The 26,101-nt window shown below is 70.0% G+C and carries 21 protein-coding genes; 10 read left to right on the forward strand and 11 right to left on the reverse strand.

Features of this window, described 5'->3' with window-relative positions:
• Nucleotides 1–3 precede the first annotated feature (3 nt).
• Together ACMGDM_RS14260 and ACMGDM_RS14265 are read left to right on the forward strand one after the other, a co-directional pair.
• A complete protein-coding gene (locus ACMGDM_RS14260) occupies nt 4–3,333 on the forward strand; it encodes an efflux RND transporter permease subunit (RefSeq protein ID WP_436804769.1) in 3,330 nt (1,109 codons plus the stop codon).
• Nucleotides 3,330–4,961 carry an efflux transporter outer membrane subunit gene (locus tag ACMGDM_RS14265; protein WP_436804770.1) on the forward strand — a complete coding sequence of 544 codons (1,632 nt, stop codon included), beginning with the start codon at nt 3,330–3,332 and terminating at the stop codon, nt 4,959–4,961. Before ACMGDM_RS14260 ends, ACMGDM_RS14265 begins: the two co-directional genes overlap by 4 nt.
• A gap of 153 nt (nt 4,962–5,114) precedes the next feature.
• Here the strand turns inward: ACMGDM_RS14265 and ACMGDM_RS14270 are convergent, their stop codons facing one another.
• A complete protein-coding gene (locus ACMGDM_RS14270; RefSeq protein ID WP_436804771.1) occupies nt 5,115–5,534 on the reverse strand; it encodes a phasin family protein in 420 nt (139 codons plus the stop codon).
• Between the two features lie 136 nt (nt 5,535–5,670).
• Here ACMGDM_RS14270 and ACMGDM_RS14275 point away from each other — a divergent pair, with 136 nt between their 5' ends.
• Genes ACMGDM_RS14275 through ACMGDM_RS14290 form a run of 4 tightly spaced genes read left to right on the forward strand, consistent with a single transcriptional unit; the run spans nt 5,671 to nt 8,593 of the window.
• Nucleotides 5,671–6,222, forward strand: coding sequence for a hypothetical protein (locus ACMGDM_RS14275; protein WP_436804772.1), 552 nt, complete (start codon nt 5,671–5,673; stop codon nt 6,220–6,222).
• Nucleotides 6,219–6,845: a peptidylprolyl isomerase gene (locus tag ACMGDM_RS14280; protein ID WP_436804773.1), complete on the forward strand. Its 627-nt coding sequence runs from the start codon at nt 6,219–6,221 to the stop codon at nt 6,843–6,845. Before ACMGDM_RS14275 ends, ACMGDM_RS14280 begins: the two co-directional genes overlap by 4 nt.
• Before the next feature lie 42 nt (nt 6,846–6,887).
• The gene (locus ACMGDM_RS14285) at nt 6,888–8,123 is read left to right on the forward strand and encodes a M20 metallopeptidase family protein (RefSeq protein ID WP_436804774.1); all 1,236 of its coding nucleotides are present in this window, start codon (nt 6,888–6,890) and stop codon (nt 8,121–8,123) included.
• Between the two features lie 20 nt (nt 8,124–8,143).
• Nucleotides 8,144–8,593 (forward strand): YiiD C-terminal domain-containing protein, encoded by a 450-nt coding sequence (locus ACMGDM_RS14290; RefSeq protein ID WP_436804775.1) that lies wholly within the window; start codon nt 8,144–8,146, stop codon nt 8,591–8,593.
• Between the two features lie 48 nt (nt 8,594–8,641).
• On the opposite strand, the gene ACMGDM_RS14295 is transcribed toward ACMGDM_RS14290, so the two are convergent.
• The gene (locus ACMGDM_RS14295; RefSeq protein WP_436804776.1) at nt 8,642–10,786 is read right to left on the reverse strand and encodes a histidine kinase dimerization/phosphoacceptor domain -containing protein; all 2,145 of its coding nucleotides are present in this window, start codon (nt 10,784–10,786) and stop codon (nt 8,642–8,644) included.
• Between the two features lie 161 nt (nt 10,787–10,947).
• Here ACMGDM_RS14295 and ACMGDM_RS14300 point away from each other — a divergent pair, with 161 nt between their 5' ends.
• Together ACMGDM_RS14300 and ACMGDM_RS14305 are read left to right on the forward strand one after the other, a co-directional pair.
• Nucleotides 10,948–11,292, forward strand: a complete 345-nt coding sequence (locus ACMGDM_RS14300) for a PilZ domain-containing protein (protein ID WP_436804777.1) — start codon at nt 10,948–10,950, stop codon at nt 11,290–11,292.
• Complete coding sequence (locus ACMGDM_RS14305) at nt 11,289–11,828, forward strand: (2Fe-2S)-binding protein (RefSeq protein WP_436804778.1); 540 nt, start codon at nt 11,289–11,291, stop codon at nt 11,826–11,828. The genes ACMGDM_RS14300 and ACMGDM_RS14305 overlap by 4 nt, the downstream gene beginning before the upstream one ends.
• Nucleotides 11,829–11,841: 13 nt before the next feature.
• On the opposite strand, the gene ACMGDM_RS14310 is transcribed toward ACMGDM_RS14305, so the two are convergent.
• From ACMGDM_RS14310 to ACMGDM_RS14320, 3 genes are read right to left on the reverse strand one after another with little or no spacing between them, the layout of a single operon-like run.
• Nucleotides 11,842–13,170, reverse strand: coding sequence for a sensor histidine kinase (locus tag ACMGDM_RS14310; protein ID WP_436804779.1), 1,329 nt, complete (start codon nt 13,168–13,170; stop codon nt 11,842–11,844).
• The gene (locus ACMGDM_RS14315; RefSeq protein WP_436804780.1) at nt 13,167–14,255 is read right to left on the reverse strand and encodes a DUF2336 domain-containing protein; all 1,089 of its coding nucleotides are present in this window, start codon (nt 14,253–14,255) and stop codon (nt 13,167–13,169) included. Before ACMGDM_RS14315 ends, ACMGDM_RS14310 begins: the two co-directional genes overlap by 4 nt.
• Nucleotides 14,256–14,291: 36 nt before the next feature.
• Nucleotides 14,292–15,473, reverse strand: coding sequence for a hypothetical protein (locus ACMGDM_RS14320; RefSeq protein ID WP_436804781.1), 1,182 nt, complete (start codon nt 15,471–15,473; stop codon nt 14,292–14,294).
• 130 nt (nt 15,474–15,603) lie between these two features.
• Between ACMGDM_RS14320 and ACMGDM_RS14325 the strand changes: the two genes are divergently transcribed.
• A complete protein-coding gene (locus tag ACMGDM_RS14325; protein WP_436804782.1) occupies nt 15,604–17,931 on the forward strand; it encodes a coiled-coil domain-containing protein in 2,328 nt (775 codons plus the stop codon).
• Nucleotides 17,932–18,138: 207 nt separating this feature from the next.
• The gene (locus tag ACMGDM_RS14330; protein ID WP_436804783.1) at nt 18,139–19,224 is read left to right on the forward strand and encodes a spore coat protein U domain-containing protein; all 1,086 of its coding nucleotides are present in this window, start codon (nt 18,139–18,141) and stop codon (nt 19,222–19,224) included.
• A gap of 350 nt (nt 19,225–19,574) precedes the next feature.
• Here ACMGDM_RS14330 and ACMGDM_RS14335 read toward each other — a convergent pair whose 3' ends face one another.
• The 6 genes from ACMGDM_RS14335 to ACMGDM_RS14360 all read right to left on the reverse strand — a co-directional run bounded on the left by ACMGDM_RS14335 (nt 19,575) and on the right by ACMGDM_RS14360 (nt 26,096).
• Nucleotides 19,575–19,850, reverse strand: coding sequence for a DUF1467 family protein (locus ACMGDM_RS14335; protein ID WP_436804784.1), 276 nt, complete (start codon nt 19,848–19,850; stop codon nt 19,575–19,577).
• Between the two features lie 10 nt (nt 19,851–19,860).
• Entirely contained in the window at nt 19,861–21,501 is a 1,641-nt protein-coding gene (locus ACMGDM_RS14340) for a ribonuclease J (protein ID WP_436804785.1), read from the reverse strand.
• 86 nt (nt 21,502–21,587) lie between these two features.
• On the reverse strand, nt 21,588–22,376 hold the full coding sequence (locus ACMGDM_RS14345; protein WP_436804786.1) for a type III pantothenate kinase: 789 nt from the start codon (nt 22,374–22,376) through the stop codon (nt 21,588–21,590).
• Nucleotides 22,377–22,387: 11 nt separating this feature from the next.
• Nucleotides 22,388–23,131, reverse strand: coding sequence for a biotin--[acetyl-CoA-carboxylase] ligase (locus ACMGDM_RS14350; protein ID WP_436804846.1), 744 nt, complete (start codon nt 23,129–23,131; stop codon nt 22,388–22,390).
• Nucleotides 23,098–24,558, reverse strand: coding sequence for an NADH-quinone oxidoreductase subunit NuoN (gene nuoN, locus ACMGDM_RS14355; RefSeq protein ID WP_436804787.1), 1,461 nt, complete (start codon nt 24,556–24,558; stop codon nt 23,098–23,100). Before nuoN ends, ACMGDM_RS14350 begins: the two co-directional genes overlap by 34 nt.
• Nucleotides 24,558–26,096 carry an NADH-quinone oxidoreductase subunit M gene (locus tag ACMGDM_RS14360; protein ID WP_436804788.1) on the reverse strand — a complete coding sequence of 513 codons (1,539 nt, stop codon included), beginning with the start codon at nt 26,094–26,096 and terminating at the stop codon, nt 24,558–24,560. The genes nuoN and ACMGDM_RS14360 overlap by 1 nt, the downstream gene beginning before the upstream one ends.
• Nucleotides 26,097–26,101 lie beyond the last annotated feature (5 nt).

Genomic DNA, 26,101 nt, shown 5'->3' on the forward strand with positions numbered 1-26,101 from the left:
GACATGTCGCGTATCTTCATCGATCGCCCGATCTTCGCCTGGGTGCTCGCCATCATCGTGATGCTGGCGGGCGTCGGCGCGATCCTATCGCTGCCGATCGCGCAATATCCCGACGTCGCGCCGCCGCAGGTCTCGATCCGTGCGACCTTCCCCGGCGCCAACGCGCAGACGCTGCAGAACAGCGTTACCCAGGTGATCGAGCAGCAGCTCACCGGTATTGACGGTTTGCTCTACTTTCAGTCGAGCTCGTCGAGCCGCGGCTCGGTGACGATCACCGCGACGTTCAACAAGGGCACCGATCCGGACATCGCCCAGGTCCAGGTGCAGAATCAGGTCCAGCAGTCGCTCAGCCGGTTGCCGCAGCAGGTGCAGCAGCAGGGCCTCGTGGTGCGCAAGTCCAACCCGGACTTCCTGCTGATCGTCGGCGTCTATGACGTCACCGACAAGCTGACCAACCAGGACGTGTCGGACTATCTCGTCTCCAATCTCCAGGATCCGCTCGGGCGCATCCAGGGTGTGGGCGACACCAACGTGTTCGGCTCGCAATATGCGATGCGCGTGTGGCTCGATCCCGAGCGGCTCAACAGCTACCAGTTGATGCCGGGCGACGTCGTCACCGCAATCCAGAACCAGAACACCGAGGTGGCCGCGGGCGAGATCGGTGGTCAGCCGTCGCCATCGACGCAGATGCTCAATGCGATCGTCACCGCGCAGTCGCGGCTGCAGTCGCCCGCCGAGTTCGCCAACATCATTCTCAAGACGCAGAGCAGCGGCGCCACGGTTCGGCTCGCCGACGTGGCGCGGATCGAGCTGGGCGCGGAGAGCTACAACGCGTTCAGCCGCGTCAACCGCCACCCCGGCGCGGGCATCGCGGTGCTGTTGGCGCCGGGCGCCGACGCGCTCAAGACCGCCGAGCTGGTCAAGGCGCAGGTCGCCGCCGCCGCGAAGGGCTTCCCGCCCGGCCTCGAATACGCCTTCGCCAACGACACCACCGACTTCATCAAGCTGTCGATCGAGGAGGTGGTGAAGACGCTGATCGAGGCGATCATCCTTGTCGTCATCGTCATGTTCGTCTTTCTCCAGAGCTGGCGCGCGACGCTGGTGCCGGCGATCGCCGTGCCGGTGGTGCTGCTGGGGACGTTCGCGGTCTTCTATGTCGCGGGCTTTTCGATCAACACGCTGACGCTGTTCGGGCTCGTCCTCGCGATCGGCCTGCTGGTCGACGACGCGATCGTCGTGGTCGAGAACGTCGAGCGCCTCATGGACGAGAATCCCGGCATGACGCCGCGCGAGGCGACGATCGAGTCGATGAAGGAGATCACCGTCGCGCTGGTCGCGATCGCGCTGGTGCTCTCCGCGGTGTTCATGCCGATGGCCTTCTTCGGCGGCTCGACCGGCGTGATCTATCGCCAGTTCTCGCTGACGATCGTGTCGGCGATGGTGCTTTCGGTGCTGGTCGCGGTGATCCTCTCGCCCGCGCTCACCGCGACCCTGCTCAAGCAGAGCCACGACGAGAACGGCGACCCGATCGAGCAGAGCTGGTTGGGGCGCAAGTTTCCCAAGGTTGCGCACTTCCTCGAGCGCGCGCGCGACCGCTTCAACGACACGTTCGACCGTGGCGTGGCGCGCTACGTCGCCGGCGTGCGCCGCGTGATCGACCGCAAATGGCTCTTCCTGCTGGTCTATCTCGCCACCGTGGCGCTGCTCGCGATCCTCTTCCTGCGGTTGCCTACCGGCTTCCTGCCGACCGAGGACCAGGGCAGCGCGATCGTCCAGTTCCAGCTGCCCGCCGGCGCCACGCGCGCGCGCACCGAGGAGGTGCAGCATCGCGTCGAGGACTATCTCGCCGGCAGCGAGGGCAAGAACGTCACCACGATGTTCACCGTCAGCGGCGGCGGCGGCGGCGGCGTCAGCGGACAGAATACCGGACAGGGCTTCGTGAACCTGACGCCCTGGGACGATCGCAAGGGCAAGGAGAACACTGCCGACGCGATCGTGGCGCGCGCTTCGGCGGCGTTCCGCGGATTGCGCGATGCGCGCGTGTTCGCCTTGGTGCCTCCCGCGATCCGCGGCCTCGGCCAGTCGAACGGCTTCACCATGGAGCTGCAGAACACCAGCGGCATGACCGCGGAGAAGTTCAACGAAGCCAAGGATCAGCTGCTCGCGAGAGCCAATGCCGACCCGGCGCTGACCGCGGTGCGCCTTACCGAGCTGCCCGATGTCGGCACGCTCAAGGTCGAGATCGATCAGCAGAAGCTCGCCGCCTTCGGGCTGAGCCAGGCGGACGTCAACACGACGCTGTCGACGGCCTGGGGCGGGCGCTACGTCAACGACTTCGTCGACCGCGGGCGGGTCAAGCGCGTGTTCGTCCAGGGCGACGCGCCATATCGCGCTGCGCCGACCGACCTCAACCAGTGGTTCGTGCGCGGCAGCAACGGGCAGATGGTGCCCTTCTCCGCCTTCGCGCGGATCGGCTGGAGCCAGGCGCCGGTGATCCTGTCGCGCTTCAACGGCGTGCCTTCGTTCGAATTCCAGGGCTCGGCCGCGGCGGGCAAGAGCTCGGGCGACGCGATGATGCGCATTCAGGAGCTCGCCGGCCAGATTCCGGGGACCAGCGTCGCTTGGGCGGGCCTGTCCTATCAGGAGCGGCTGTCCTCGGGTCAGGCGCCCCTGCTCTACGGCTTGTCGATCCTGGTCGTCTTCCTGTGCCTGGCCGCGCTCTACGAGAGCTGGTCGATTCCCTTCGCGGTGCTGCTGGTGATCCCGCTCGGCCTGGTCGGCGCGATCCTGTTCACCACGCTGCGCGGGCTGGTCAACGACGTCTACCTCCAGATCGGCCTGCTGACGACGATGGGACTGGCGGCCAAGAACGCGATCCTCATGATCGAGTTCGCCGAGCAGGAGGAGAAGAAGGGCAAGCGCGTGATCGACGCCGCGCTCTCCGCCGCGCGCATCCGCCTGCGCCCGATCATCATGACCAGTCTCGCCTTCATCTTCGGCGTGCTGCCGCTGGCGATCTCGACCGGTGCGGGCGCCAACAGCCGGATCGCGATCGGCACCTCGGTGATCGGCGGGATGCTGACTGCGACGGTGCTGGCGATCTTCTACATTCCGCTCTTCTTCGTGCTGGTGCGCCGGGGTTTTCGCGACGGCCTTAAAGGTCTGCGCCGCGGCGCCGACCCGAGCCCGGACGAGGGCGAGGACGGTGGCGGCACCGGGGGCGGCGGCGGTGACGGCCATGGCGGCGGTGGCGCGCCCGGTGGCGAGCGCCCGCCGCAGCTGCCCCGCCCGATCGATCACCCCGCGCTGCCCGCGCCGGAGCCCGCCCGATGATCCGCCCCCCTGCGTTCACCGCGCTTGCCGCGGGCACCGCGCTGGCCGGCTGCTCGCTCGCGCCGACCTACGTCCGCCCGGCAGCGCCGGTGCCCACCTCCTGGCCGGTCGGGGACGCCTATCTCCGCCAGTCGGAGGCGACGCTGCCCAGCGTTACCTACCGCGACATCTTCCGTGACGCGCGGTTGCAGACCATCATCGACCGCGCACTCGCCAACAATCGCGACCTGCGCGTGGCGGTGGCGAACATCGAGGCGACGCGCGCGCAATACCGCATCCAGCGCGCCGACCTGTTCCCGCAGGTCAACGCCACCGGCGCGTACAGCTACCGCGACAGCGGCAGCAGCGGCGTGGTCACCGGGACCAACAGCGGCGGCGCGGGCGGCGGCAGCGGCACCGGCGCCGGCGGCACGGTTGGTGCTGGAACGGGCGGCGTCGGAACGGGTGGTACCGGGACGGGTGGCGCCGGGACGGGTGGCGTCGGCAGCGGGGCCGGGACGACCACCGTCTCCTCCGCGCGCAGCACCTTCCAGGCGCAGCTCGGCGTCACCGCGTTCGAGATCGACCTGTTCGGGCGGGTCCGCTCGCTGACCAGCGCCGCGCTCTCGCGCTACTTCGCGCAGGAGGCGGCGGCGCGCGCGACGCGGCTGACGCTGGTGGGCGATATCGCCAACGCCTGGCTCACCTACGCTGCCGACCGCAGCCTGCTGACCGTGTCCGAGCAGACCGCCGAGGCGGCGCGTGCCAGCGTGCGCCTCACCGATGCGCGTCGTCGCGGCGGCGTGGCGCCGCGCACCGACCTGCGCCAGGCGCAGCAGATCCTCGCCACCGCCGAGGCCGATCTTGCGCAACAGCGCACCGCACTGGCGCAGGACGTCAACGCGCTCGAGCTGCTCGTCGGCGCGCCGGTCGACCCGGCGCTGCTCCCCAGCTCGATCGAACAGGCGGCGGCCACGATCGGCGAATTGCCCGCCGGGCTCGACTCAGGCGTGCTGCTGCGCCGGCCGGACGTGGTGCAGGCGGAATATACGCTGCGCGCCTACAACGCCGAGATCGGCGCGGCGCGCGCCGAGCTCTTCCCCCGCATCTCGCTGACCGGCCTGGTGGGCTTTGCCAGCACCGCGCTGCGGACGCTCTTCAACAGCGGCTCGTTCAACTATTCGGTGGCGCCGAACGCCAGCTACCCGATCTTCCGCGCCGGTGCGGGGCGCGCCGGGGTGGCGTTCAGCGTCGCCCAGCGCGACGCCGCGCTGGCGAGCTACGAGCAGACGATCCAGAGCGCCTTCCGCGAGGTATCCGACGCCTTGGCGCGGCGCGGTACGATCACCGAGCAGCTCGCCGCCAACCGGCGCTTCTACGAGGCGGCGCAGGATACGCTCAACCTCACCAACGCGCGCTATCGCGGCGGCATCGACACCTTCCTGTCGTCGCTCGACGCGCAACGCCAACTTTACTCAGCGCAGCAGATCCTGGTGCAGACCCAGTTTACCCGCGCGGCCAATCTGGTGACGCTGTATCGAACGCTCGGCGGCGACTCGCTGCTGGACGCGACGCCGCAAGGGCCGGTGACCGCGACAGGCAGCGACGCCGATGCGGCCGGCGTGCGCGCACCGACGGCGGCGCGGTAGCGACACGCTCTCGCCGCGGCTCCGCCATCCTGAACGCGTGTCAGGACCCGCCGTGCCGCACGTCCCCATGGCGCGATCCCGGCGGGACAGTGGATCCTGACGCGCGCTGAGGATGACCCCTTGGAAGCGTGCGGCCCACCGGGCTCTGCTCGCCTACTGGCCCTGCTCAGGCTCCTCACCGCGCCCTGCGGGATGGATCGCCTCGCGGCCGAACTGCATGATCAGCTGGCCGATCTCGCGCGCCTGCTCCATCGATCGCTGGCCCTGCGCGCGAAGATAGTCACCCTGGATGCGCATCACCTCGGTCAGGTCGCGCGCGCCCGCAGCGGAGCGCAGCGCCGCGAACGCCTCGCGCGCATTCGCCTCCGCCTGATCGATGATCGTGGTGCCCAGCGCCGAGCCGTTCTGCGCGATACGCTCGCCCGAGGCGCGCATCGCCTCTCCAGCCCGTCGCGCGGGGTCGACGACATGCTCGTTGAAGGCGTCGCGGAGCTGCTCGGCGCCGCGGCGCGCCTGATCCGCCATGCCGGCGGCGGGATCGCTGGCTTCGTGGCCGGGCGTGTCGTCGCTCATCGTCTCTCTCCTCTGCCGACCGCTTCCGCGCACCGCGGCGACGCCCCGTTTCGAGCCGTCCATTTGCCTGCGATGGCGTCCCGGGCTGGATGCGCGGGCGCCCACGGCGTAAAGAGGTTCGGTCATGGAGCCGACGATGTCCACTGTTTCGCTGCTTATCCCGCTGCTCGCTGCGGCCGTCCAGGCGCCTGCGACGGTGCCGGTGGCCACGACCGGGTCCGATCAGCCGGTCGGGCAACGCTGCACCCCAACCCGCGCGCCGCTGCCCACCGGGATGAGCGGCTGGTCGCATCGCGCCGCGCTGGCGGCGGGCACCAGCACGCGCAGCGCTCCCGTGATCGTGATCGGGCGTGGTGCGGACCTTCGGCTCGCGCCGGCGGAACGCGTCACCCCCGCGGTGGCTTCGCCGAAGACGCCGGATGAGGGCGATACCGCGGGGCTGGCGCTGTTCCAGGTGTCGCGGCCGGGCACTTATCGCGTCGCGCTCGGCGATGCCGCCTGGATCGACGTGGTGCAGGCCGGGCGCGCGCTGGCGGCGAGCGCGCATGGTCATGGACCGTCATGCAGCGGCATTCGCAAGATGGTCGACTTTCAGCTCGAACCCGGGCGTTACGTGCTCCAGCTGAGCGGCACCAAGGCGAGCTCGCTGCAGGTGATGATCGCGCATGCGCCGCGGGTGGCCGCGTGATCGCCGCCGCGCTCGCGCTGCTGCTGGCGATTCAGGGCACTGCGCCCGCCGGGGCGTCGCCCCCTGCCACCGTGCCGGCGGAGTCCGCAGCGCCAGCGCCCGAGGCGGCGACGCTCATTCGCGTACGCCTCGCCACTGCGGCCGGGGACATCGTCGTCGGTGTCGACCCCAAAGCGGCGCCGGTCACTGCCGCCAACTTCCTGCGCTATGTCGACCAGCACAAGCTCGACGGCATCGGCTTCTACCGCGCCGTCCGCGTCGCGGAGGGCTATGGCCTCGCGCAGTTCGGCACGCGCAACGATCCCAAGCGCACGCTGCCACCGATCAAGCACGAGCCGACGACGCTGACCAAGCTCAGCCATCGCGACGGGACGCTGTCGATGGCGATGGCGGCGCCGGGCACCGCGGCGGGCGACTTCTTCATCACCGTCGGCGACCTCACCTCGATGGACGCCACCGCGGACAATCCGGGGTTTGCCGCCTTCGGCCGCGTGCTGGAGGGAATGGACGTGGTTCGCCGCATCCTGGCCGCGCCTACCTCCCCTACGCTCGGCGAGGGCGTGATGAAGGGCCAGATGCTCGCCCCGGTCATCACGATCACCAGCGCGCGGCGCGTCGACTAGGCCGGCGGCGCCGGCTACAAGGGCGCGAGAAGGAGTTCCCGGATGACCGCACCGCTTGCCTCGCCTACCGACTGGAACGCGCTCGGCACGGCGCAGCTGGCCGACGTGATTGCGCTGCGCCGCGCGATCCATGCCGAGCCGGAGATGGGGCTGCATTGTCCGCTCACCACCGCCAAGGCCAAGGCCGCGCTCGCCGGGCTGCCGCTCGAAATCCGCGACAGTACGCGCACCACTGGCTTCGTCGCCATCCTGCGGGGTGGACGCGGCGAGCCCGGCGCGGGCTCGAACGCGCGCACCGTGCTGCTCCGCGGCGACATGGACGCCCTGCCGATCACCGAGGAGACCGGCCTCCCCTTCGCCTCGACGCTGCCCGGCACGATGCACGCCTGCGGTCATGACGCGCATACCGCGATGCTGGTCGGCGCGGTCAAGGCGCTGGCGGCACGGCGTGACCAGCTTGCCGGCACAGTGGTGTTCATGTTCCAGCCCGGCGAGGAAGGGCATCACGGCGCGCGTGAGATGATCGCGGACGGCCTGCTTGATCATGCACGCCCCGACGCCGCCTTCGCGCTCCACGTTCTGCCCAACGCTCCCGCCGGTGTCTTCGTCGGACGCGAAGGCGCGCTGCTCGCCTCCACCGACACGGTACGCGCGACGGTACGCGGCGCCGGCGGCCATGCCGCGATGCCGCACGACGCGATCGACCCGATCCCGGTCGCCTGCGCGATCGTCACCGCATTGCAGCAGCACGTCGCGCGGCGCGTTCCCGTGGCGGATCCGGCGGTGCTGACGATTACCCAGATCCACGCCGGTGCGTCGCACAACATCATCCCCGACGAGGTGGCGCTGGCAGGAACGTTGCGCACGCTCTCGCCGCGCACGCGCGAGGCGATGCGGGCCGCCTTCCACCAGGTCGCACAAGGTGTCGCCGCTGCGCACGGCTGCACCGCGGATTCATGGATCGACGAGGGTTATCCGGTCACGATCAACGACCCGCGCGCGACGCGCCTGATGTGCGACCTCGCGCGCGAGCTCGGCGGCGATCAGGCCTGGGCGACGATGCCGGCGCCGATCATGGGCGGCGAGGACTTCAGCTATGTGCTGCGCGAGCTGCCGGGCGCGATCGCCTTCATCGGTGCCGCCACGCCGGGAACGACGCCGGAGACCAACCCACCGCTTCACAACCCGCGGATGACGATCGACGAGCAGGTGTTCGCCCAGGGCGTTGCGATGCATTGTGCGCTGGCGGAGCGCTTCCTCGAGCGTGGCTTCGATTGAGGCGCTCGAGCGTCAACACGATGCAGGCCGGCGAGCTCGAGCGCTATCTTCACGAGCAGATCCCGCTGGCATCGGCGATGGAGGTGGCGGTGAGCGCAATCAGCCCCGACTCTGTCGTCCTCACCGCGCCGCTCGCGCCCAATATCAACCACAAGCGCACTGCCTTCGGCGGCAGCCTCTCGGCCGTCGCGATCCTCGCCGCCTGGTCGCTCGTGCATGTCCGCCTCCGCGAAGAAGCCCTGCACGGCGAGATCGTCATCCAATCGAACCAGATGCGCTATGACAAACCGGTCACTGGTGCATTTTGCGCGCGTGCCGTTCTGACCGTGCCGAACCGCTGGCCCGCCTTCGTCGACACGCTGCGGCGCCGCTCCCGCGCGCGGGTAGAGGTGCAGGCCGATGTCATGGTCGAGGGCGACAGGGTCGCGCAGCTGAACGGGCGCTTCGTCGCGTTGCTACGAGCGCCCTGAGCGAGGAACGGACCCGCGCTCGCCGTCGGTTCGGAAACCGCGCCGGGCTCAGTCACCCTCGATCGGTGCGGTCAGCAGCGCGCGTGTACCCGGATCATTGGGCTGAAACTCGACCGTGCCGCCGATCCGCTGCACCACCGCGGTCATCATCCGGCTGCCGAAGCCGCTTCCCTCCCCCGCGATCTTGCCGGCGCCGCGATCCGCCACGATCAGCCGGAACAGGTGACCGTGCCGCTCAAGCACCACGTCGATCGGCCCGCCGCGCGCGCTCGGATAGGCGTATTTGGTCGCGTTGATCACCAGCTCGGCCGCGATCAGGCCGACGCTCACCGCCCGGTCGGTCGGGATCAGCACGGGCGCGAGATCTAGCGTCAGGTGGCGGCTCCACTCGTCACCCAGCGATGCGCGCAGATCCTGCATCAGCTCGCCGATGTAGCGGCTGAGGTCGATCACCTCGATCTGATCGTCGCGATAGAGCCGGCGATGGACCAGCGCGACCGCCGACAGTCGCGACCGCGCCTCGAGCAACTGATCGGCCACCGCCCCCGCGCCGGCGTCGCGCGCCTGGATCGCCAGGAAGGACGAGACCAGCTGAAGACTGTTCTGCACGCGATGGTCTACCTCGCGCATCAGCAGGTCTTTCTGCGCGAGCAGTGAGTCCTTCTCCGCGCCGGTACGCTCGAGCTCGCGGTTGAGCCGGCGCAGCTCGGTCGCGGCACGTGCCTCGGCGAGCAGGCGGCGCAGGCGCGCGGCGCCGTCGACCTGCTCGAGCGACCATCGCCGTGCCCGCCCGCGCACCTGTTCACGCCACGATTCGAACGAGGCACGCGGGCGTAAAGTCGCCTGCGGATCGTGCGGAACCGCCTTGTGCGGGTTGCCGGCCCATTCGATTTCCTCAATGCGCTCGGCGCGCAACCACAACAGCGCGTCCTCGTCCCCGAGCGCAATGCCGAGCACCCCGGCGATCGGCGCCACACAGGCTGCCTCACTCCAGTCCTTGCCCAGTTCGCGGGTGGCGAGCGGCGCCACGTCATCACGGGTCGCGAGCCAGCGCGCCAGCGCCACGAGACCGGCCCCGTTGGGAGCGACTCCCGCGGTGATCGCGCGCCCGCCGCATACCAGCGCCAGCCCATCCGCGCCGAATGCCTGGCGCAGGTCCTCGGCGCGCTCCTGGATGACGCCGAGCGGCGAGTCGCTGGTGAGCAGCAGCGCGCGGAGCGCATCCTCCTCGCCGCGCAACGCCAGCCGCTCGCGGTAGGCCTCCGCCTCTTCCTTGGCGCGAAGCTGGCGCGCCAGCGCCCCCGCCAGCACTGCGGCGGCGGCGCGTGTCGCTCGCGGCATCATCCGCGATGACCCGTGATGGCAGGCGACCAGCCCCCACAGCAGCCCGTCCTTGACGATCGAAATCGACGCCGAGGCGCGTACTCCCATGTTGCGGAGATATTCGATGTGGATCGGCGAGACGCTGCGGATCGCCACATCGCTGAGATCGGTCAGCTCGAATCCGTTCGGCCGCAACGGTGCCGCGACGTAATCGATGTCGGGGATGACCCGCGTGCGGTTGCGAACATAGAGCGCGCGTGCCTGGCGGGGGATGTCGCTCGCAGGAAAATGATGATGGAGGAAGGTGTCGAGATCGGGGGCGCGGTCCTCGGCAACCACACAGCCCGATTCGTCGTCGAGAAAGCGATAGACCATCACGCGATCAAAGCCGGTGAGGGCGCGGAACGCCACCGCGGCGCGCTCGCATAGCGCGCTGAAGCTGCTGGTCCGCTCGAACCCCGCCGCCATCGCGTCGAGCCAGCCGAGCGTCTCCGCGACGCTGCCGCCCACCGCCTCACCGCTCGGCTCGAGTTCCGCCAGCAGCCACGGGCCGGTGCGGTGCAAGGCGACATCGTGTCCGCAGGTCGGCACGGCGAGGATCGTCCCGCCCGGACCGGCCGGAACCGCCTCGGCGAGCAGCGCGACGTCCTGCGCGAGCAGCGTACCGAGGTGTGCGCCAAGCCAGTTATCGCCGAACAGCGGCTCGATCGCGCCGGCACCGGCGACGACTTCGAGCGAGGATGCGTCGGCGACGAGCAGCAGCCCATGCGGCTGGACCGCCCCCGGAACGTGGATCGGCTCGCGGTCGCAGGCCGTCAGGTTGAACGTCTCCGCCGGAGCGGAATCGCGTTGCGCGGTAGGACCTGCCATCGCGTGCTTATGGCAGTATTCCCCACCTAGGCAACTGATGCGGCGCTATTCCGGATACTTTCTGCCCGATCGTGAGACAGTCGTCGCAAGGGGCTTGCTCCCGCCGCCGGTCGGTGGGATCGGGTAACGTGTCGTTCGGATAGCTGACCTAGACCAACATCATGTCGACTCCTCCCCGCCAACCGCGCAGCAGCGTGATCCTGTACGCGCTGGTCGATACCGGCACTGCCGCGGTGGAATGCCGCGTTCGCAACCTGTCCGTCACCGGCGCGTGCGTCGACAATGCCGGGAACCTTGCGCCCGGGGACGAGGTGCGGGTTACGATGGGCTCTCTGGTGCAGCTGGTCGCGCGGGTGATGTGGGCCAAGCCGACATTGGCCGGGCTGCACTTCGAGGCGCAGGTCGATCTCGCCGCAGCGCGGCAGCCGCGGACCCGCGCCTCCGGTGCGCAGCCGAGTGCCGGATGGATGCAGCACATCCGCGACGCCTATCGCGAGCGCGGATGACCCGGCTGACGGTCAACAACGAGGCTGTTGAGTATCGCCTCCCGCCGGAGACGCCGTTGCTCTGGGCGCTGCGCGATGCGTCCAACCTGACCGGGACGAAATATGGCTGCGGCACCGGCAGCTGCGGTGCGTGCACCGTCGACGTCGACGGGCGCGCGGTGCGCGCGTGCCAGGTGACGCTCGCCGCGGCGGAAGGAACCTTCGTCACCACCATCGAGGGCCTGTCGCGCGATCGTACCCACCCGGTCCAGCTCGCCCTTCTGGCAGAGAACGTCTCGCAATGCGGCTTCTGCATCCCCGGCGTGGTGATGGCGGCCGCGGTGCTGCTGCGGCGCGACCCGATGCCGTCGGACGCCGCAGTGGCGGCGGCGATCACCAACATCTGCCGCTGCGGCATCTATCCGCGGCTCACCGCCGCGATCCAGCGCGCGGGACGGGCACTGCGCGGCGAGGAGCGATTGCCGATCGGCGCGCGGCCGGGGATCGAGCCGGCCTCCGCCGCGCGTCAGGTACCCGCGCTCGATCCGCGCCGCTGAGCGCCGCGACGCTTCACGCCGCCGGCAGTGCCAGCGTGAAGCGGGCGCCCTCCCCCGGCGCACTATCGACGACGAGCGTGCCACTCATGGCCTCGGCGAGCCGGCGCGCAATATATAGCCCGAGCCCGCTGCCACCCGGCTCGGCCGGATCGACCCGCTCGAACTTGTCGAAGATCCGCGCCTGATCGGCCACCCTGATGCCCGGCCCCGCGTCCGCCACGGTGAGCAGCGCGCGCGCGCCCTCCCGCCGGACCGCGAGCACCACCACGCTTTCGGCAGGGGCGTAGCGCACCGCATTGGCGATCAGATTGACCGCGATCTGCAGCAGCCGCCGGAACTCGCCCAAGGCGCGGATCGGCTCCCCGCAGCCCGTGCGATCGATCGTCACCTGCGCCGCGTCGGCGCGGGCCGAGAGCAGCGCCGCGGCGCGCCGTGCCACGTCGGCGAGATCCACCGGCACGCGCTCCGTCGTGAAGTCGTCCCGTTCGATCGCCTCGAGATCAACCAGATCGTCGATCAGCCCGAGCAGATGCCGCCCCGCGCTTGCGATATCCGTGGCATAATCGGCGTAATGGCTGTCGAGCGGACCGTCCCCCGCCGCGCTGATGCCGTCTGCATTGGCGATGATGCGGGTCAGCGCACCGCGCAGCAGCGAGTCGAGCTGATGATCGAACGGCCGGATCTGCGGCGACGCGACCGCCGTCATCGCGGAGACGCCACCCACGAAACCGGCGAACCCGCCCCCCGCGTCGAGGCGGACGTGCCCAGCCAACGTGACGCGCGGGCCGCCCTGCAACCGCGCGGGCTGGTCGGTGAAGTCACGCCGTTCGGTAAGCGCATCAAGCAGCGGCATGACGCCGTCGCCGTCAGGCTCGAGCACGAACATCCGGCTGAGCGGGCGTCCCAAGGCGGTGGCGGGGTCGAGCCCGTGGCGCGCTGCCGCGCCGAGCGACACGTAAGTCACGCGCAGCTCGGCATCCACCGCCCATGTCCAGTCCGCATCCGCGGGCGCGGTCACCTCGTCCAACGTCGTCACGCCGCCGCGCGCCGTTCCCGCAGGCCGTTCGCGCAGCAGCGCGACGGTGAGCGCGACGCCATGCTCCTCCGGCATCGCCTTGACCCAGCAGTCTAGGTCGCGCTCGCCATCGGCGATCGTGACCGCGCGCGACACGAGGATGTGGAGCCGTCGCGCGAGCCGTACCAGCACCGCCACCTGCGGGATCGCGAGCAGCGCGCCGTGGCGACCGCCCGCGCGCGCGTTGAGCGCGGCGAAGCCGTCATCGGCATGCGCCAGCCGGTCGTGGCGGTCGACCGCGGCGTGCAGCGTGGTCAGCGCGTTCACGCGCGCGGGCTGCGCGCGAGCGCCCGAACCGCGGCGCGGAAGTCGCGATGAAGCGTGAGCGGCGCCACGGCGCGGGCGGCGGTCTCGGGCGTGAGCTGAGCGATCCGATCGAGCGAGTCGGCCAGGGCCTCGACGTCGCGCCCGCGATCGGCCTCGCACAGTACGAAGCCGATGCGCGCAATCAGGTGACGCTCGAGCCCGAGCGCGCGTAACGCCAGCCAGAGCCGATCGCTGTCGCTGTCGAGCGTCAGCCCGCGGGCTTCGATCGGCTCGATCCCGAGCGCGTGCGCGAGCACCGCGACGAACAGCGTGGTGCGTGCCTCGATCAGCGTATCGAGGAGCAACTGCGGCAGCGCGCTCGCCACCGGATCGATGGCGGCGGCGAGGTGCGTGGCGGCGACCTCGACACGCTCAGCATCGTCATGCGCGGCGATGCTGCGCTGGCTCGCCTCGGAGAGCGCGCGATCGACCTCCGGCGGGACGCCATGCCCCAGCCGCTCGCGCAGCGCCGCGGCGATCCACCAGGCGAGCCGCTCGTGCAACATCGGCGGCAGTTCGGCCCGGCGCTCGGCTGGCGCGAGCCGGCGTCGGCTGTCCGCCACCAGATAGGTCACCGCACGGCCGCGCACGACCCCATCGGCGCTCTCCGCCAGCGTCGCGAGCAACGCTGCGGTGCTGCCGGGCGCGCGCTGCGCGGCCAGCGCTTCGTCAATCAGCTCGACCCGCGCCTGTGCGATCAGCTCGCCCATCACTTCGGCATCGCGCAGCAACCCCGAGTCGACCAGACGCGGCAGCGTCACCGCGCGGTTCATCGCCAGCAGCGCTGCCGCGTCAGGCGCTCCCCGCGCCTCGAGCAGGCGCGCCGCGTGACCGGCGATGTCGCGTTCGATCGCCGCGACGGTGGTCTCGGCTAGCCGATTGACCGCAGCGCGCGTGCGCTCGTCCAGTCGGTCGCGCTCTGCGACGAACACGTCCGCGATGGCGGCACCCAGACGCGCGCCGGCTCGCCTGTCGGCCGCAGCCGCTTGCGCCGCGACTCGCGCCGCCAGATCCGAATCGATCGCCTGAGAGGAAGAAGCCGGCATCTCCCCACCCCTAGCCGAACGATCCTTAACCACGCTCTAAGTCACACGCCGCAGCCATTCGACCGCGGCCGCCAGCGTCAGTGCAGCATAAGCGGCGACGAGCGCGAGCCCGAGCGTCGGCCAGCCGATCAGTGTCGTGAGCGCGAGCAGCGCCAGATAGCCGGGCGGCGTGCCCCACCACGCCCGGCGCGGCGCCGCTCCAGCGGCGCGCTCCCCCACGCCGGCAGCGATCAATGCGCCGAGCGCGAGCAATCGCGCGGTGGTGGTCGCTGCCTCGTGATCGACCAGCTGCGCCAGCAGCAGCGCAGCGAGCGCGGGCACCGCGATGATCAGCGCGCGGCTGCCCCGAAGCAGCGCGGGCTCGTCGCGAAACAAGGCCAGCGCACCCGCGATCTCGGCGAGCAGCACCGCTGCCACCGCGACGATCATGCCCGGCACCGCCGCGCCAAGCGCGATGGCGCCGCAACCCACCAGTGCCGACGCCGCTGCCGCCGCGGTGCACGCCCCCGTCCCGATCGCGCGCCGTGCGATCACGGGAATGACCGCCCGCGCGAGCGGGCGCAGCACCAGCCGCTCGAACCAGCTCGGGCGAACCGCCATCGACGCTGACAGCACCGCGCGACCGCGCTCCTCCAGCGCGCTGGCGCGGCGTTCGATACCGTGGCCGAGCTCCATGTCGTCGAGCCGAAGCGAGATATGGCGTGCGCCCGCCTGGTCGGCGGCGCGCAGCAGCGTCGACTGCAGGTCGTAATCGTCGGGCAGGCGCGCCGCCTCGGCAATGCGGCGCGCGTCGAGCCGCGCCACGCCGGCCCAGGCCGCGCCCGCGCCGACCCGTTCGAACAGAGGCGATGCCTGTGCTCCCGGGACCACGAGGAGCGCATCGCCCCCTTCGCCCGCGAGTGCGTGGATCACACCCTCGGTGGTGACCAGCCCGTCCGCCAGCATCACCACGCGCGCGAGCGGGTGCAGCTTCGCCAGCGCCTCGCCGGCGGTGCGCACCACATCCACCGCGAGCCCGCGGCGTGCGATCCGCGCGAGCGCGCCCAGCAGCTCGGGGGTCTCGCGCGATACCACCACGACGATCTGCGCGGCATCACACGCCGCCAACAGCCGCGCCTGATATTCGATCAACGACGCCGCCGCGAACGGCAGCGTCGCCGCGAGCGTGCCCGGGCGGTCCTCTGCTTCATGGATCGCGAACAGGAGCCCGGCCAGCATACGCCCAGCTGTTAAGCGGTGCGATGCACCGCGGCAATATCCGTGACGCGGCGCAGCGCCGCGCCCGACCGAGCCATCGCACCTCTCCGAGACGGCTTCCCGAGACGGGCAAACGTGTTAGATGGATCGGATGAACGGGGGGCCGACATCACAGACCGACGCACGCGCAGCCGGATCAGGCGCGCGCTGGCCGGACCATTGGCCCGAGAGCTGGCCCGATCCCGCCACCCCGCCGCGCCTGGAGCCTGCCCCCGCCGTGACCGATCCGTTCTTCTCTGACGACGCCGCTGATCGACCCGCGCTGACGGGGCCGCGCCCGGTGCTCGGCTGGATCGCACTGGCGATCGCGGCCCTGTGGGTGATCGCACTGCTGTGGATCGCGCGCGATTCGCTCGGCGCGATGACGCCGCTCGCGGTGGCGCAGTTCGGTGCCGCGCTCGCCACCGTGCCTGCCCTCGCGGGAGTCATCTGGCTCGCGACGCTGCGCACCAGCACCGCGGAGGCGCAGCGGTTCGGCGCGACCGCGCGCGCGTTGCGCGGCGAGGCGGTGGCGCTGGAGAGCACGGTAGCGGTGCTCGGCACCACGATCGAGGAACAGCGCGCCCAGCTCGCCGAGCAGGTGCGGCTGCTCACCGCGCTGGGTGATGCCGCCACCGCGCGTCTGGCCGACATCGCGGGAACGCTTTCCGCCGAGGTGCAGCGCGTGGACGCGCAGACCGGCGCCTTGTCGGCTACCGCGAATGGCGCGCACGAGCGGCTCGACGCGCTGCTTGCCGCGCTGCCCCGCGCGGCCGACGAGACCCGTGCGCTGACGGAGACGATCGATCAGGCCGGGCTGGTGGCTTATGAGCATAGCGCCGGGCTCGACGCGCAGGTCGCCGCGCTGGTCGCGCGCGGGCGCGACGCCGAGGCGATCGCCGGGGGCGCCGCCGAGAAGCTCGCGGCTTACATGCAGCGCATGGAGTCGACCAGCCACACCGCCGGCGCGCGGCTCGAGGCGGTCACCTCCGCTGCGGCGGGGGCGGTGGATGCACTGCTCGACCGTACCGCGCGGGCAATCGACGAGTCGCGCAAGGCGATTGCGGCGCAGGGCGATGCGATGCTGGCGATGGTCAGCACCAACCAGACCGCGCTCGACCATGCCGCGCGCGAGAGCGCCGAGGCGCTGGCCGAGCGGATCGGGCTGATCGAGGTCGTGATCGAGCGGATTGCGGCGCGGCTCGACGCGCAGCAGGGCGCCGGGCGCCAGCTGTTCGACTCGCTCGACGACGCCATCCTGCGGGTCGACCAGCGCTTTGTTGCGCTCCATCGCGACGGCAGCGAGCGCACCCAGCAGCTCGCCGCGTCGGTGAGCGCGCTCCACGCCTCCGCCGAAGCGCTCGCGCGCGCCATGGACGCCGGTCATGCCTCGACGCAGCATACGATCTCCACCACCGAGCACCTGCTCGTCGCGCTCGACGCAGCGGCGCGCGAGATGGACGAGACCATGCCCGAGGCGATCTCGCGGCTCGAGAGCCGCGTCGCCTCAACCAAGCAAGTGATCACCGCGGCCAAGCCCGAGCTGCTCGCGCTGGTCACCGCGGCGGAGAGCACGCACGATGCGATCGAGGCGGTGGCGCAGGTCGTCGCGGAGCAGCGCCAGACCGTCGAGTCGCTCACCAGCCGGCTCAACGACGGGCTCGCGCGCGGGCGCAGCCAGGCCGACGAGATCGGCGAGGCGGTGGACGGCGCATCGCGCCAGATCGACGATCTCACCGAACAGGCCGCGCCGCGGCTGGTGGAGGCGCTGCTGCGCGTGCGCGAGACCGCATCGGCTGCGGCGGATCATGCGCGCGAGGCGATCGCGCGGGTAATCCCGGAGGCCGCGGACGCGCTCGAGAGTGCCGGCGCGGCCGCGCTCGGTCGCGCGGTCGAGAGCGGCGTAACCGGGCAGGTCCGCCAGGTCGCGCAGGTCGCCGAGGCGGCGGTCGCGGCGACCAACCGCGCTGGCGAGCGGCTCCAGCAGCAGCTCGACGCGATCGAGGCGACGATCGCGCTGATCGATCAGCGGCTGGAGGAAGCGCGCGCCGCGGGCGAAGAGACCGAGCGCGACAGCTTCGCGCGCCGCGCCTCGCTGCTGATCGAGTCGCTCAACTCGGCCTCGATCGATCTCACCCGCACCTTCGCGCCCGAGATCTCGGACAGCGCCTGGGCCGCCTATCTCAAGGGCGACCGCGGCGTGTTCACGCGTCGTGCGGTGCGGCTGCTCGACGGCGGCGAACAGCGCGACGTGGCACGGCTGTACGACGAGGACGGCGCGTTCCGCGAACAGGTCAACCGCTATATCCACGACTTCGAGGCGATGCTGCGCACCATCCTGGCGCAGCGCGACGGCTCGCCGCTGGGCGTGACGCTGCTGTCGTCGGACATGGGCAAATTGTACGTGGCGCTGGCGCAGGCGATCGAACGGCTGCGGTGAGGCGGGCGGCGGCCGAACGGCCGCCTGTTCGTCACGGCAAGCCGTAGCGCGCGGCGTGACTGGCCGCACATCCGTCCTGCCGCCGGTCCGGGCGTGATGATGGAGGTCGAGCGGCCCAAGTGGCGAGCGTGACCGCGCCGCTTCGACTTCGGTCTAAGCGCGCTCCGGCCTGCCTGCTCCATAACGTCGAATTAACCAGCGTGTGGCGTGAAGCTCATCATGCGCGCGCCGCCCGTCCGGATCATCGCTTACCCGCTGCTGCGACAGCTCTGTCGCCTCGTTGCCGTCGTGGCCGTGTTCGCCTCGTTCCCTGCCGTCGCCTGCACCATGCCCGCGAACGCCAATGTGACGGTCGGCAGCTACTCTCCCGCCGCGATCAAGGCGGGAGCGGTGCCTTACGCGCAGACCGGGTCAGGCTTCGAATGCAGCACGCTGACGGTGCTCACGCTGCTCAGCGCGAACTATCTGAGCGCGACGATCGCGTCCGGCGCCACGCTCAGGCTCAGCTCAACCGCCAACCCGGCAGACACGCTAAGCTATCAGCTCTATGCCAACGCCAGCAACAACTACGAGATCAAGCCCGGCGCGACCACTTATTACATGAAGAGTGGCCTGGTCACCCTGCTGACGGTGGGCAGCCAGGGCGCCAACGTGCCGTTATTCTTCAAGCTCGCTGCCGGCACCGCCCCGCCCGCAGGGACCTATACCGGCACGCTCGCAATCCGCTGGGACTGGAACTTCTGCAACGGCGTCGCGGTGGGCAGCCTCTGCGCAATCGGCGCCACCGACAGCGGCAGCAAGACAGTGACGATCGCGATCACGCTCTACGTTGCGCCCCGGCCGCCGACAGTGACGCTAGCGCTCGGCGCCGTGACCTGGGACCCGGTCAACCGCACCTCGTCGCCTAAGGCGATCCCCGGCAGCAAGCGGCGCATGATCATGACGTTGACCAACCCGGACCTGGTGGCCACCGAAGTCGACGCGACCACGCTGGTGGTCGCCCCGGCTCCCCGGCTGGCGATCGCGCTCGACGGCGACGGCACGGGCAGCGGCGCGGTGGTGCAGGCCACAGAAGGGTCTCCGCCGTCAGGCGTCACCATCACTTATGTCGCGCCCGGCAGTACAACCGACCAGATCGACTTCTCGAACGACAATGGTCTCACCTGGACCTATGCCCCCGTCCCCGGCGATGCGGCGAGCCAGGCCGCGGTGACGAGCGTGCGGATCAGGCCCAAGGCGAGCATGGCGGCCGGATCGTCGATCAGCGTCTCGATCCCTTATTCGGTGCGCTAGCGGCATGGCGGGCAGTGCAGGCTCTTCGACGTAGCTCGCCTTCAAGTTAAGGTGACGAGTTCGGACCGGCGAGGCCGCGGCTCGGGCGATCAATGCGAAGCAGTACCGTCATCCCGACTTGTTCCGGGATCCACGCCTACGCAGAAACAACGATGTCCCGGAGCGCCGCAGCACGGCTCCGGGACCAAGTCCGGGACGACGGGCATGGCGCGTAAACGCAGGATCTCGCAACACGTGTCGCCGAGACGAGCTGTCCAGGCCTGCACCAGTCGCGGCTTATGCACGAGCGCCTCGCCGCTCGTGCGCAAGGACCCGGCGGGCACGTGCGCTAGCCGTGCACGCCCGCCCCGCTAGACTGCGTTGCCGGCATCCACGACGTCGACCATCCCCGCGGTCACCCAGCCGAACTCGTAATTGGCGACGAACAGCACGAACAGGAACGTCGCCACCAGGGTGGTGCGCACCACCACGCGCTTGAGCGAGAAGCTGTGCGGTGCGCTCTCGGCGGTGCCTGGGACGTGCTCGGCACCGACCTCGGCCGACGTACGAACCCCGAAGGGCAGTACCAGGAATACCGAGAACGCCCAGAACAGGATGTAGATCGCCAGCAGCGACGTCCAGCGCATCCGCTCCTCCTCAGACCTGGACGATGACCACGTCGATCACCGGCTTCTTGCCGGTCCAGCGCGTCGCCACCTTGCGCACCGCCAGCCGCACGTCTTCGCGCAGCCGCTCGCGATCCCGCACGCGGCCCTTCATCGCTTCGGCTGCGGCCTCGGCCGCCTCAAGCAGGAACGGCTCGCGCTCCTCCTCGACCGGCACGCCCTGGATGCGCACCTCGGGCGTGCCGCCGGCGCGGCCGTTGCGGTCGACCGCGATGCCGACCGAGACCTGGCCGTTGACCGCGATGCGACGGCGATCGTTGATCGTCCCGCCATCCGCCGGCAGGATCACGTCGCCGTCGAGCACGAGCCGACCGACCGGCACGTCGCCGATCTTGCGCGGGGCGCCCGGCGCGAGCCGGACCAGATCGCCGTTCGTCTGGACCAGCGCGTCGCGAATGCCCTGCGTCTGCGCGTAGCGTGCATGCTCCATCAGATGCCGCATCTCGCCGTGCACCGGCAGCAGCGCCGCGGGACGGAGCCAACCGTACATCTTGGCCAGCTCAGGCCGCCCCGGGTGGCCGGAGACGTGGACATGCGCCTGCTTCTCGGTGACCATCTCGACGCCCTTGGCGGCGAGCTGGTTCTGGATGCGACCGACCGCCACCTCGTTGCCGGGGATCTGCTTGGCGGAAAAGATCACCATGTCGCCCATGTCGAGACGGACCGGGTGCGAGCCGTCGGCGATTCGCGCCAGCGCGGCACGCGGCTCGCCCTGGCCGCCGGTGGCGATGATCAGCACCTTGTTGCGCGGCATCCGCATCGCCGCGTCGACGTCGATCGTCTCCGGGAAGTCTTTGAGATAACCGGTCGCCTTGGCGACGCGGATGATCCGGTCGAGCGAGCGGCCGGTGACGCACAATTTGCGACCGGTCTCCTTGGCGACCTCCGCCAACGTGTGCAGCCGCGCCGCGTTCGACGCGAAGGTGGTCACCACGACGCGGCCGCGCGCGCGCGCGACGCTTTCCGCCAGCCCCTGGCGCACACTCGCCTCGCTGCCCGACGCCTCGCTGTTGAAGACGTTGGTCGAGTCGCACACGAGCACATCGATGCCCTGCTGGCCGATGTCGGCGAGTTCCTCGGGGGTGGAGGGTTTGCCGATCACCGGCGTGGGATCGAGCTTCCAGTCACCGGTGTGGAAGACGCGCCCGGCGGGCGTGTCGATCAGCAGCGCGTTGGCCTCGGGAATGGAGTGCGACAGCGGAACGACCTCGACCGAGAATGGCCCGACCTTGAACGGCTTGCGCGCCTGCACCAGCCGGATCTTGACGCGGTCCTCGATCCGCTCCTCTTCCAGCTTGCCGCGCACCAGCCCAGCGGTGAACGGCGTGGCGTAGATCGGCACGCCGAGATCCTCGGCGAGATAGGGCAGCGAACCGATATGGTCCTCGTGCCCGTGCGTCAGCACGATCCCGACGAGCGACTCAAGCCGCTCCTCGATAAAGCGCAGATCGGGCAGGATCACGTCGATCCCGGGATAATGCGAGTCAGCGAAGGTGACGCCGCAATCGACCATCAGCCACTTGCCAGCATGACCGTAGAGCGTGACGTTCATTCCGATCTCGCCCGAGCCGCCGAGGGCGCAGAAGAGCAGTTCCTTGTTACTGGGGGTCATCGAAGTCCTTTAGCATCCCGCGGGCGCCGCATGCGCCGGTGAAGCGGGAGGGAGAGAGAGGGCCGGACTGCGCGCCGGCGAAGCGTTCACTTGGATATATGGGCGCGTTCGTACATGATCGCCAGCCCTTGGATCGTGAGATCGGGCTCGATCGCGTCGAACACGTCGGTGTGGCGCTCGAACAACGTGGCGAGGCCGCCGGTAGCGATCACTTTGACGGGACGAGCGATCTCGCGCCGCATCCGCGCCACCAAGCCCTCGATGATCGCGATATAGCCCCAATAGATGCCGATGTTCATCTGGTCGACGGTGTTGCGCCCGATCACGCTGTCAGTAGCAGGCGCTTCGATCGCGATCCGCGGCAGCTTGGCCGCCGCCATCACCAGCGCGTCGAGCGACAGGTTGATGCCGGGCGCGATGATCCCGCCCTTGTAGGCGCCGGTATAGTCGGAATGATCGAAGGTCGTCGCGGTGCCGAAGTCGATCACGATCAGGTCGCCGGCGTGGAGTGCGTGCGCCGCGATCGTGTTGACCGCGCGGTCGGCGCCGAGGCTCCTCGGCTCGTCGACGTCGATCGCGATGCCCCAGTCGAGCGGCGCGCGCCCCGCGATCAGCGCGTCGGTGCGGAAATACTTCGCGGCGAGCACTTCGAGATTGTGGAGCGCGCGCGGCACCACGGTGGAGACGATCACCGCAGCGACGTCGTCGCGGCTATAGCCCTCGAGTGCGAGCAACTGGCTCAGCCACACCGCATATTCGTCGGCGGTGCGGCGCGGGTCGGTGGCGATGCGCCAGCGCGCGCGGATCGCGCGGGTGGCGGGGTCGACCAGCGCGAAGACCACGTTGGTGTTGCCGGCGTCAACCGCGAGCAGCATCGCACCCTCTCTCACAGCAGGAATATGTCGCCCGCGTGCATGACACGCGCGCTGCCGTCCGCCAAGCGAAGGACGAGCGCGCCGCTGGGGTCGAGCGTCTCGTAGCGCCCGATCCACTCGCTCCCGTCGGGCAGGCGCGCGCGCAGCTCGGTGCCTGGCGGATGGGCGCGCTCGCGCCAGCGCTCGACGACGGGGGCGAGCCCCTCCTCCCGCCAGCGTCCCAACCAGCGCGCGAGCGCCTCTGCGAGCTCGCCCTGCAGCGTCGCCGCCTCGACCGCCGCGCCGGCGGCGCAGAGGCTGGTGGTGGCACGATCGGCGAGATCCGGGTGGTGCGTGACGTTGACACCAAAGCCGATGACCACCCAGTCCTCGACCCGTTCGAGCAGGATGCCCGAGAGCTTTGCCCCGCCCAGCAGCAGGTCGTTCGGCCATTTGATCAGCAGCGCGTCGGCGTCGCGCAACGTCGCGCGCACCGTTTCCTCCAGCGCCACCGCCGCGACCAGCGCGAGCGTCGGCGCGGGCGGGTCAGCCGCGGCGAGGCGGACGAGCGTGCTGGCGTAGAGGTTCCCGGCCGGCGAGACCCACGTCCTGCTCTCGCGCCCGCGCCCCGCGGTCTGGCGGTCGGCGCGGAGCCAGAGCCCGTGCTCACCATAGCCGTCGCGCGCGAAGGAGCGCAGGTCGGCGTTGGTCGAGCCGGTCTCGGGTACGTGGAGCGTGCGCGTCAGAACAGGCTCGCGGCCGCCGCCAGCGTCCAGGCCGACAGCGCGGGGATGGCGAGATAGCCGAGCGGCGACACGATCACCGCCGCGGCGGCGATCAGTCCACCCTCGAGCCGGTCACCCTCGCCGAACACGCCGACCGGCTCGTCGAAGTACATCGTCTTGACCAGGCGCAGGTAGTAATAAGCGCCGATCACGCTGAACACGACGCCGACCACCGCCAGCGGGAACAGCCCGGCCTGCACCGCGGCGTAGAATACCGCGAACTTGGCGTAGAAGCCGAACAGCGGCGGGATGCCGGCGAGCGAGAACATGAAGATCGCCAGCGCCGCCGCCAGGCCCGGCCGCGTGCGCGACAGGCCGGCGAGGCTGGCGATCGTCTCGATCGGCTGGCCGTCCGCGTCGCGCATTTGCAGCACGACCAGGAAACTGCCGAGCGTCATCGCGATGTAGATCGCCATATAGGTCAGCACCGAGGCGACACCCTCCTGTGTGCCCGCGGCGAGACCGATCAGCGCGAATCCGACGTTGTTGATCGACGAGTAAGCGAGCAGGCGCTTGATGTTCTGCTGGCCAATCGCGGCGACCGCGCCGAGCAGGATCGAGGCGAGCGCGGCGAAGATCACGATCTGACGCCACTGTTCCTCGGCCGGCCCCATCGCCTCGACCGCGACGCGCACACCCAGTGCCACCGCGGCCACCTTAGGGGCGGAGGCGAAATAGGCGGTCACCGGCGTCGGCGCGCCTTCGTACACGTCCGGCGTCCACATGTGGAAGGGCACCGCCGAGATCTTGAAGGCGATGCCAGCGAACACGAACACCAGCCCGAACAGCAACCCGACCGATTTGGCGTCGCCGGTCAGCGGCGCGGCGGCATAGGCACCCGCGATCTCGTCGAACAAGGTCGAACCGGTGAAGCCATAGACCAGGCTGATGCCGTAGAGCAGGATGCCGCTCGCCAACGCGCCGAGCACGAAATATTTCAGCCCCGCCTCGGCCGAGCGCGCGTCCTGCCGCATGAAGCTGGCGAGCACGTAGCTGGCCAGGCTCAGCAGTTCGAGCCCGACGTACAGCGTCAGCAGGTCGGCGGCCGAGACCATCATCCCCATGCCCGCCGCGGACAGCAGGATCAGCACGGGATATTCAGGGCGCAAATTGTCGCCCGCGGTCCGCTCGAAGAAGCCCGGCGCCATGATGATGCCGATGGCGGCGGCGACGTAGATCAGCACCTTGGAGAAAGCGGCGAAGCTATCAGCCCGGTAAAGGCCGTAGAAAGCGGAGCCGCCCGAGGAGGCCGGTCCGGTCAGCGCGATCAGCGCGCCGGCGAGCACCGCCACCGCGGCCCAGGACACCGCCTTGGTCGAGTTCGGCCCGCCCCAGGCGGCGACCAGCATCAGCGCGATGCCGCCGAGCGCGAGCACGAGCTCGGGCAGCGTCATCGCGAGGTTCGCGGCATAATCCATTAGTGCGCGCTCCCTTGCGCGTGAGTGTCGGCATGAGCGGCGGGCACGATCCCCGTCCCCTTGGTCGGCAGCGAATCACCCGCCGGCCGCGCGCGATCGATCCGCGCGAGCAGGATCTGCGTGTCCTTGCGCATCGGCGCGAGGAAGCTCTCCGGATAGACGCCCATCCACAGCACCGCAGCGGCGATCGGGGCGAGCAGCCACAGCTCGCGCGGACTGAGGTCGGACATGGCGCGAACCTCCTCCGACTTGATCTCGCCGAACACGACGCGACGGTACAGGTACAGCATGTACGCTGCGCCGAGGATGATCCCGGTGGTGCACAGCAGCGCGACCGTGGTCGACACCTGATAGGTGCCCATCAGGCTGAGGATCTCGCCGACGAAGTTGCTCGTCCCCGGCAGACCGATCGAGGCCATGGTGAAGAGCAGGAACAGCAAGGCGTAGCGCGGCATGTTGATCGCCAGACCGCCGTAGCGGCTGATCTCGCGGGTGTGGAGCCGGTCGTAGATCACGCCGACGCACAGGAACAAGGCGCCCGACACCAGGCCGTGGCCCAGCATCACCATCATCGCACCCTCGATCCCCTGCGCGTTGAACGCGAACAGGCCGATCGTCACGATCGCCATATGCGCGACCGAGGAATAAGCAATCAGCTTCTTCATGTCGGACTGCACCAGCGCGACCAGGCTGGTGTAGATCACCGCCACCGCGCTCAGCCCGAACACCAGCCACACCAGCTGCGCCGAGGCCTCGGGGAACATCGGCAGGCTGAAGCGCAGGAAGCCGTAGCCGCCGAGCTTGAGCAGCACGCCCGCCAGGATCACCGAGCCCGCGGTCGGCGCCTGGACGTGCGCGTCCGGCAGCCAGGTGTGGACCGGCCACATCGGCATCTTCACCGCGAAGGAAGCGAAGAAGGCGAGCCACAGCCAGGTCTGCACCTGCGGCGGGAAGTCGTAGTTCATCAGCGCCGGAATGCTCGTCGTTCCCGCGGTGATGCTCATATAGAGCATCGCGATGAACATCAGCAGCGAGCCGAGCAACGTGTACAGGAAGAACTTGTACGAGGCGTAGATCCGGTTCGCGCCGCCCCAGATGCCGATGATCAGGAACATCGGGATCAGGCCGGCCTCGAAGAAGATGTAGAAGAGGAACAGGTCCTGCGCCGCGAACGTGCCGATCATCAGCACCTCGGTGAACAGGAACGCGCTCATATATTCCGGCACGCGCTTCTCGATCGCCTGCCAGCTGGCGCCGATGCAGATCGGCATCAGGAACACCGACAGCACGATCAGCAGCAGCGCATAGCCGTCGATACCGAGCGCCCAGCCGAAGCGGCCGAACAGCGGGGCGTACTCGACGAACTGCCACTGCGCGCCACCGATGTCATAGGACAGCCACAGCACGACGCCGAGCGCGAGGTTCGCCAGCGTCGCCGCCAGCGCGGTCCAGCGCGCCGTCGAGGCGGAGAGGAAGAGGCACGCGACCGCCGCGGCGGCCGGGATCGCGAGCATCAGCGAGAGGATCGGGAACGACACGTGAT

Source organism: Sphingomonas larreae (genome assembly GCF_051400595.1).
Classification (GTDB): domain Bacteria; phylum Pseudomonadota; class Alphaproteobacteria; order Sphingomonadales; family Sphingomonadaceae; genus Sphingomonas.

Coding starts and splice junctions, on each gene's coding strand:
- ACMGDM_RS14260 (WP_436804769.1), top strand. CDS start 4: ATGTCGCGTATCTTCATCGATCGCCCGATCTTCGCCTGGGTGCTCGCC.
- ACMGDM_RS14345 (WP_436804786.1), bottom strand. CDS start 22,376: ATGCTGCTCGCGGTTGACGCCGGCAACACCAACGTGGTCTTCGCGCTG.
- ACMGDM_RS14275 (WP_436804772.1), top strand. CDS start 5,671: ATGTCCACTGTTTCGCTGCTTATCCCGCTGCTCGCTGCGGCCGTCCAG.
- ACMGDM_RS14340 (WP_436804785.1), bottom strand. CDS start 21,501: ATGACCCCCAGTAACAAGGAACTGCTCTTCTGCGCCCTCGGCGGCTCG.
- ACMGDM_RS14335 (WP_436804784.1), bottom strand. CDS start 19,850: ATGCGCTGGACGTCGCTGCTGGCGATCTACATCCTGTTCTGGGCGTTC.
- ACMGDM_RS14285 (WP_436804774.1), top strand. CDS start 6,888: ATGACCGCACCGCTTGCCTCGCCTACCGACTGGAACGCGCTCGGCACG.
- nuoN (WP_436804787.1), bottom strand. CDS start 24,558: ATGGATTATGCCGCGAACCTCGCGATGACGCTGCCCGAGCTCGTGCTC.
- ACMGDM_RS14305 (WP_436804778.1), top strand. CDS start 11,289: ATGACCCGGCTGACGGTCAACAACGAGGCTGTTGAGTATCGCCTCCCG.
- ACMGDM_RS14290 (WP_436804775.1), top strand. CDS start 8,144: ATGCAGGCCGGCGAGCTCGAGCGCTATCTTCACGAGCAGATCCCGCTG.
- ACMGDM_RS14315 (WP_436804780.1), bottom strand. CDS start 14,255: ATGCCGGCTTCTTCCTCTCAGGCGATCGATTCGGATCTGGCGGCGCGA.
- ACMGDM_RS14320 (WP_436804781.1), bottom strand. CDS start 15,473: ATGCTGGCCGGGCTCCTGTTCGCGATCCATGAAGCAGAGGACCGCCCG.
- ACMGDM_RS14265 (WP_436804770.1), top strand. CDS start 3,330: ATGATCCGCCCCCCTGCGTTCACCGCGCTTGCCGCGGGCACCGCGCTG.
- ACMGDM_RS14270 (WP_436804771.1), bottom strand. CDS start 5,534: ATGAGCGACGACACGCCCGGCCACGAAGCCAGCGATCCCGCCGCCGGC.
- ACMGDM_RS14300 (WP_436804777.1), top strand. CDS start 10,948: ATGTCGACTCCTCCCCGCCAACCGCGCAGCAGCGTGATCCTGTACGCG.
- ACMGDM_RS14325 (WP_436804782.1), top strand. CDS start 15,604: ATGAACGGGGGGCCGACATCACAGACCGACGCACGCGCAGCCGGATCA.
- ACMGDM_RS14295 (WP_436804776.1), bottom strand. CDS start 10,786: ATGGCAGGTCCTACCGCGCAACGCGATTCCGCTCCGGCGGAGACGTTC.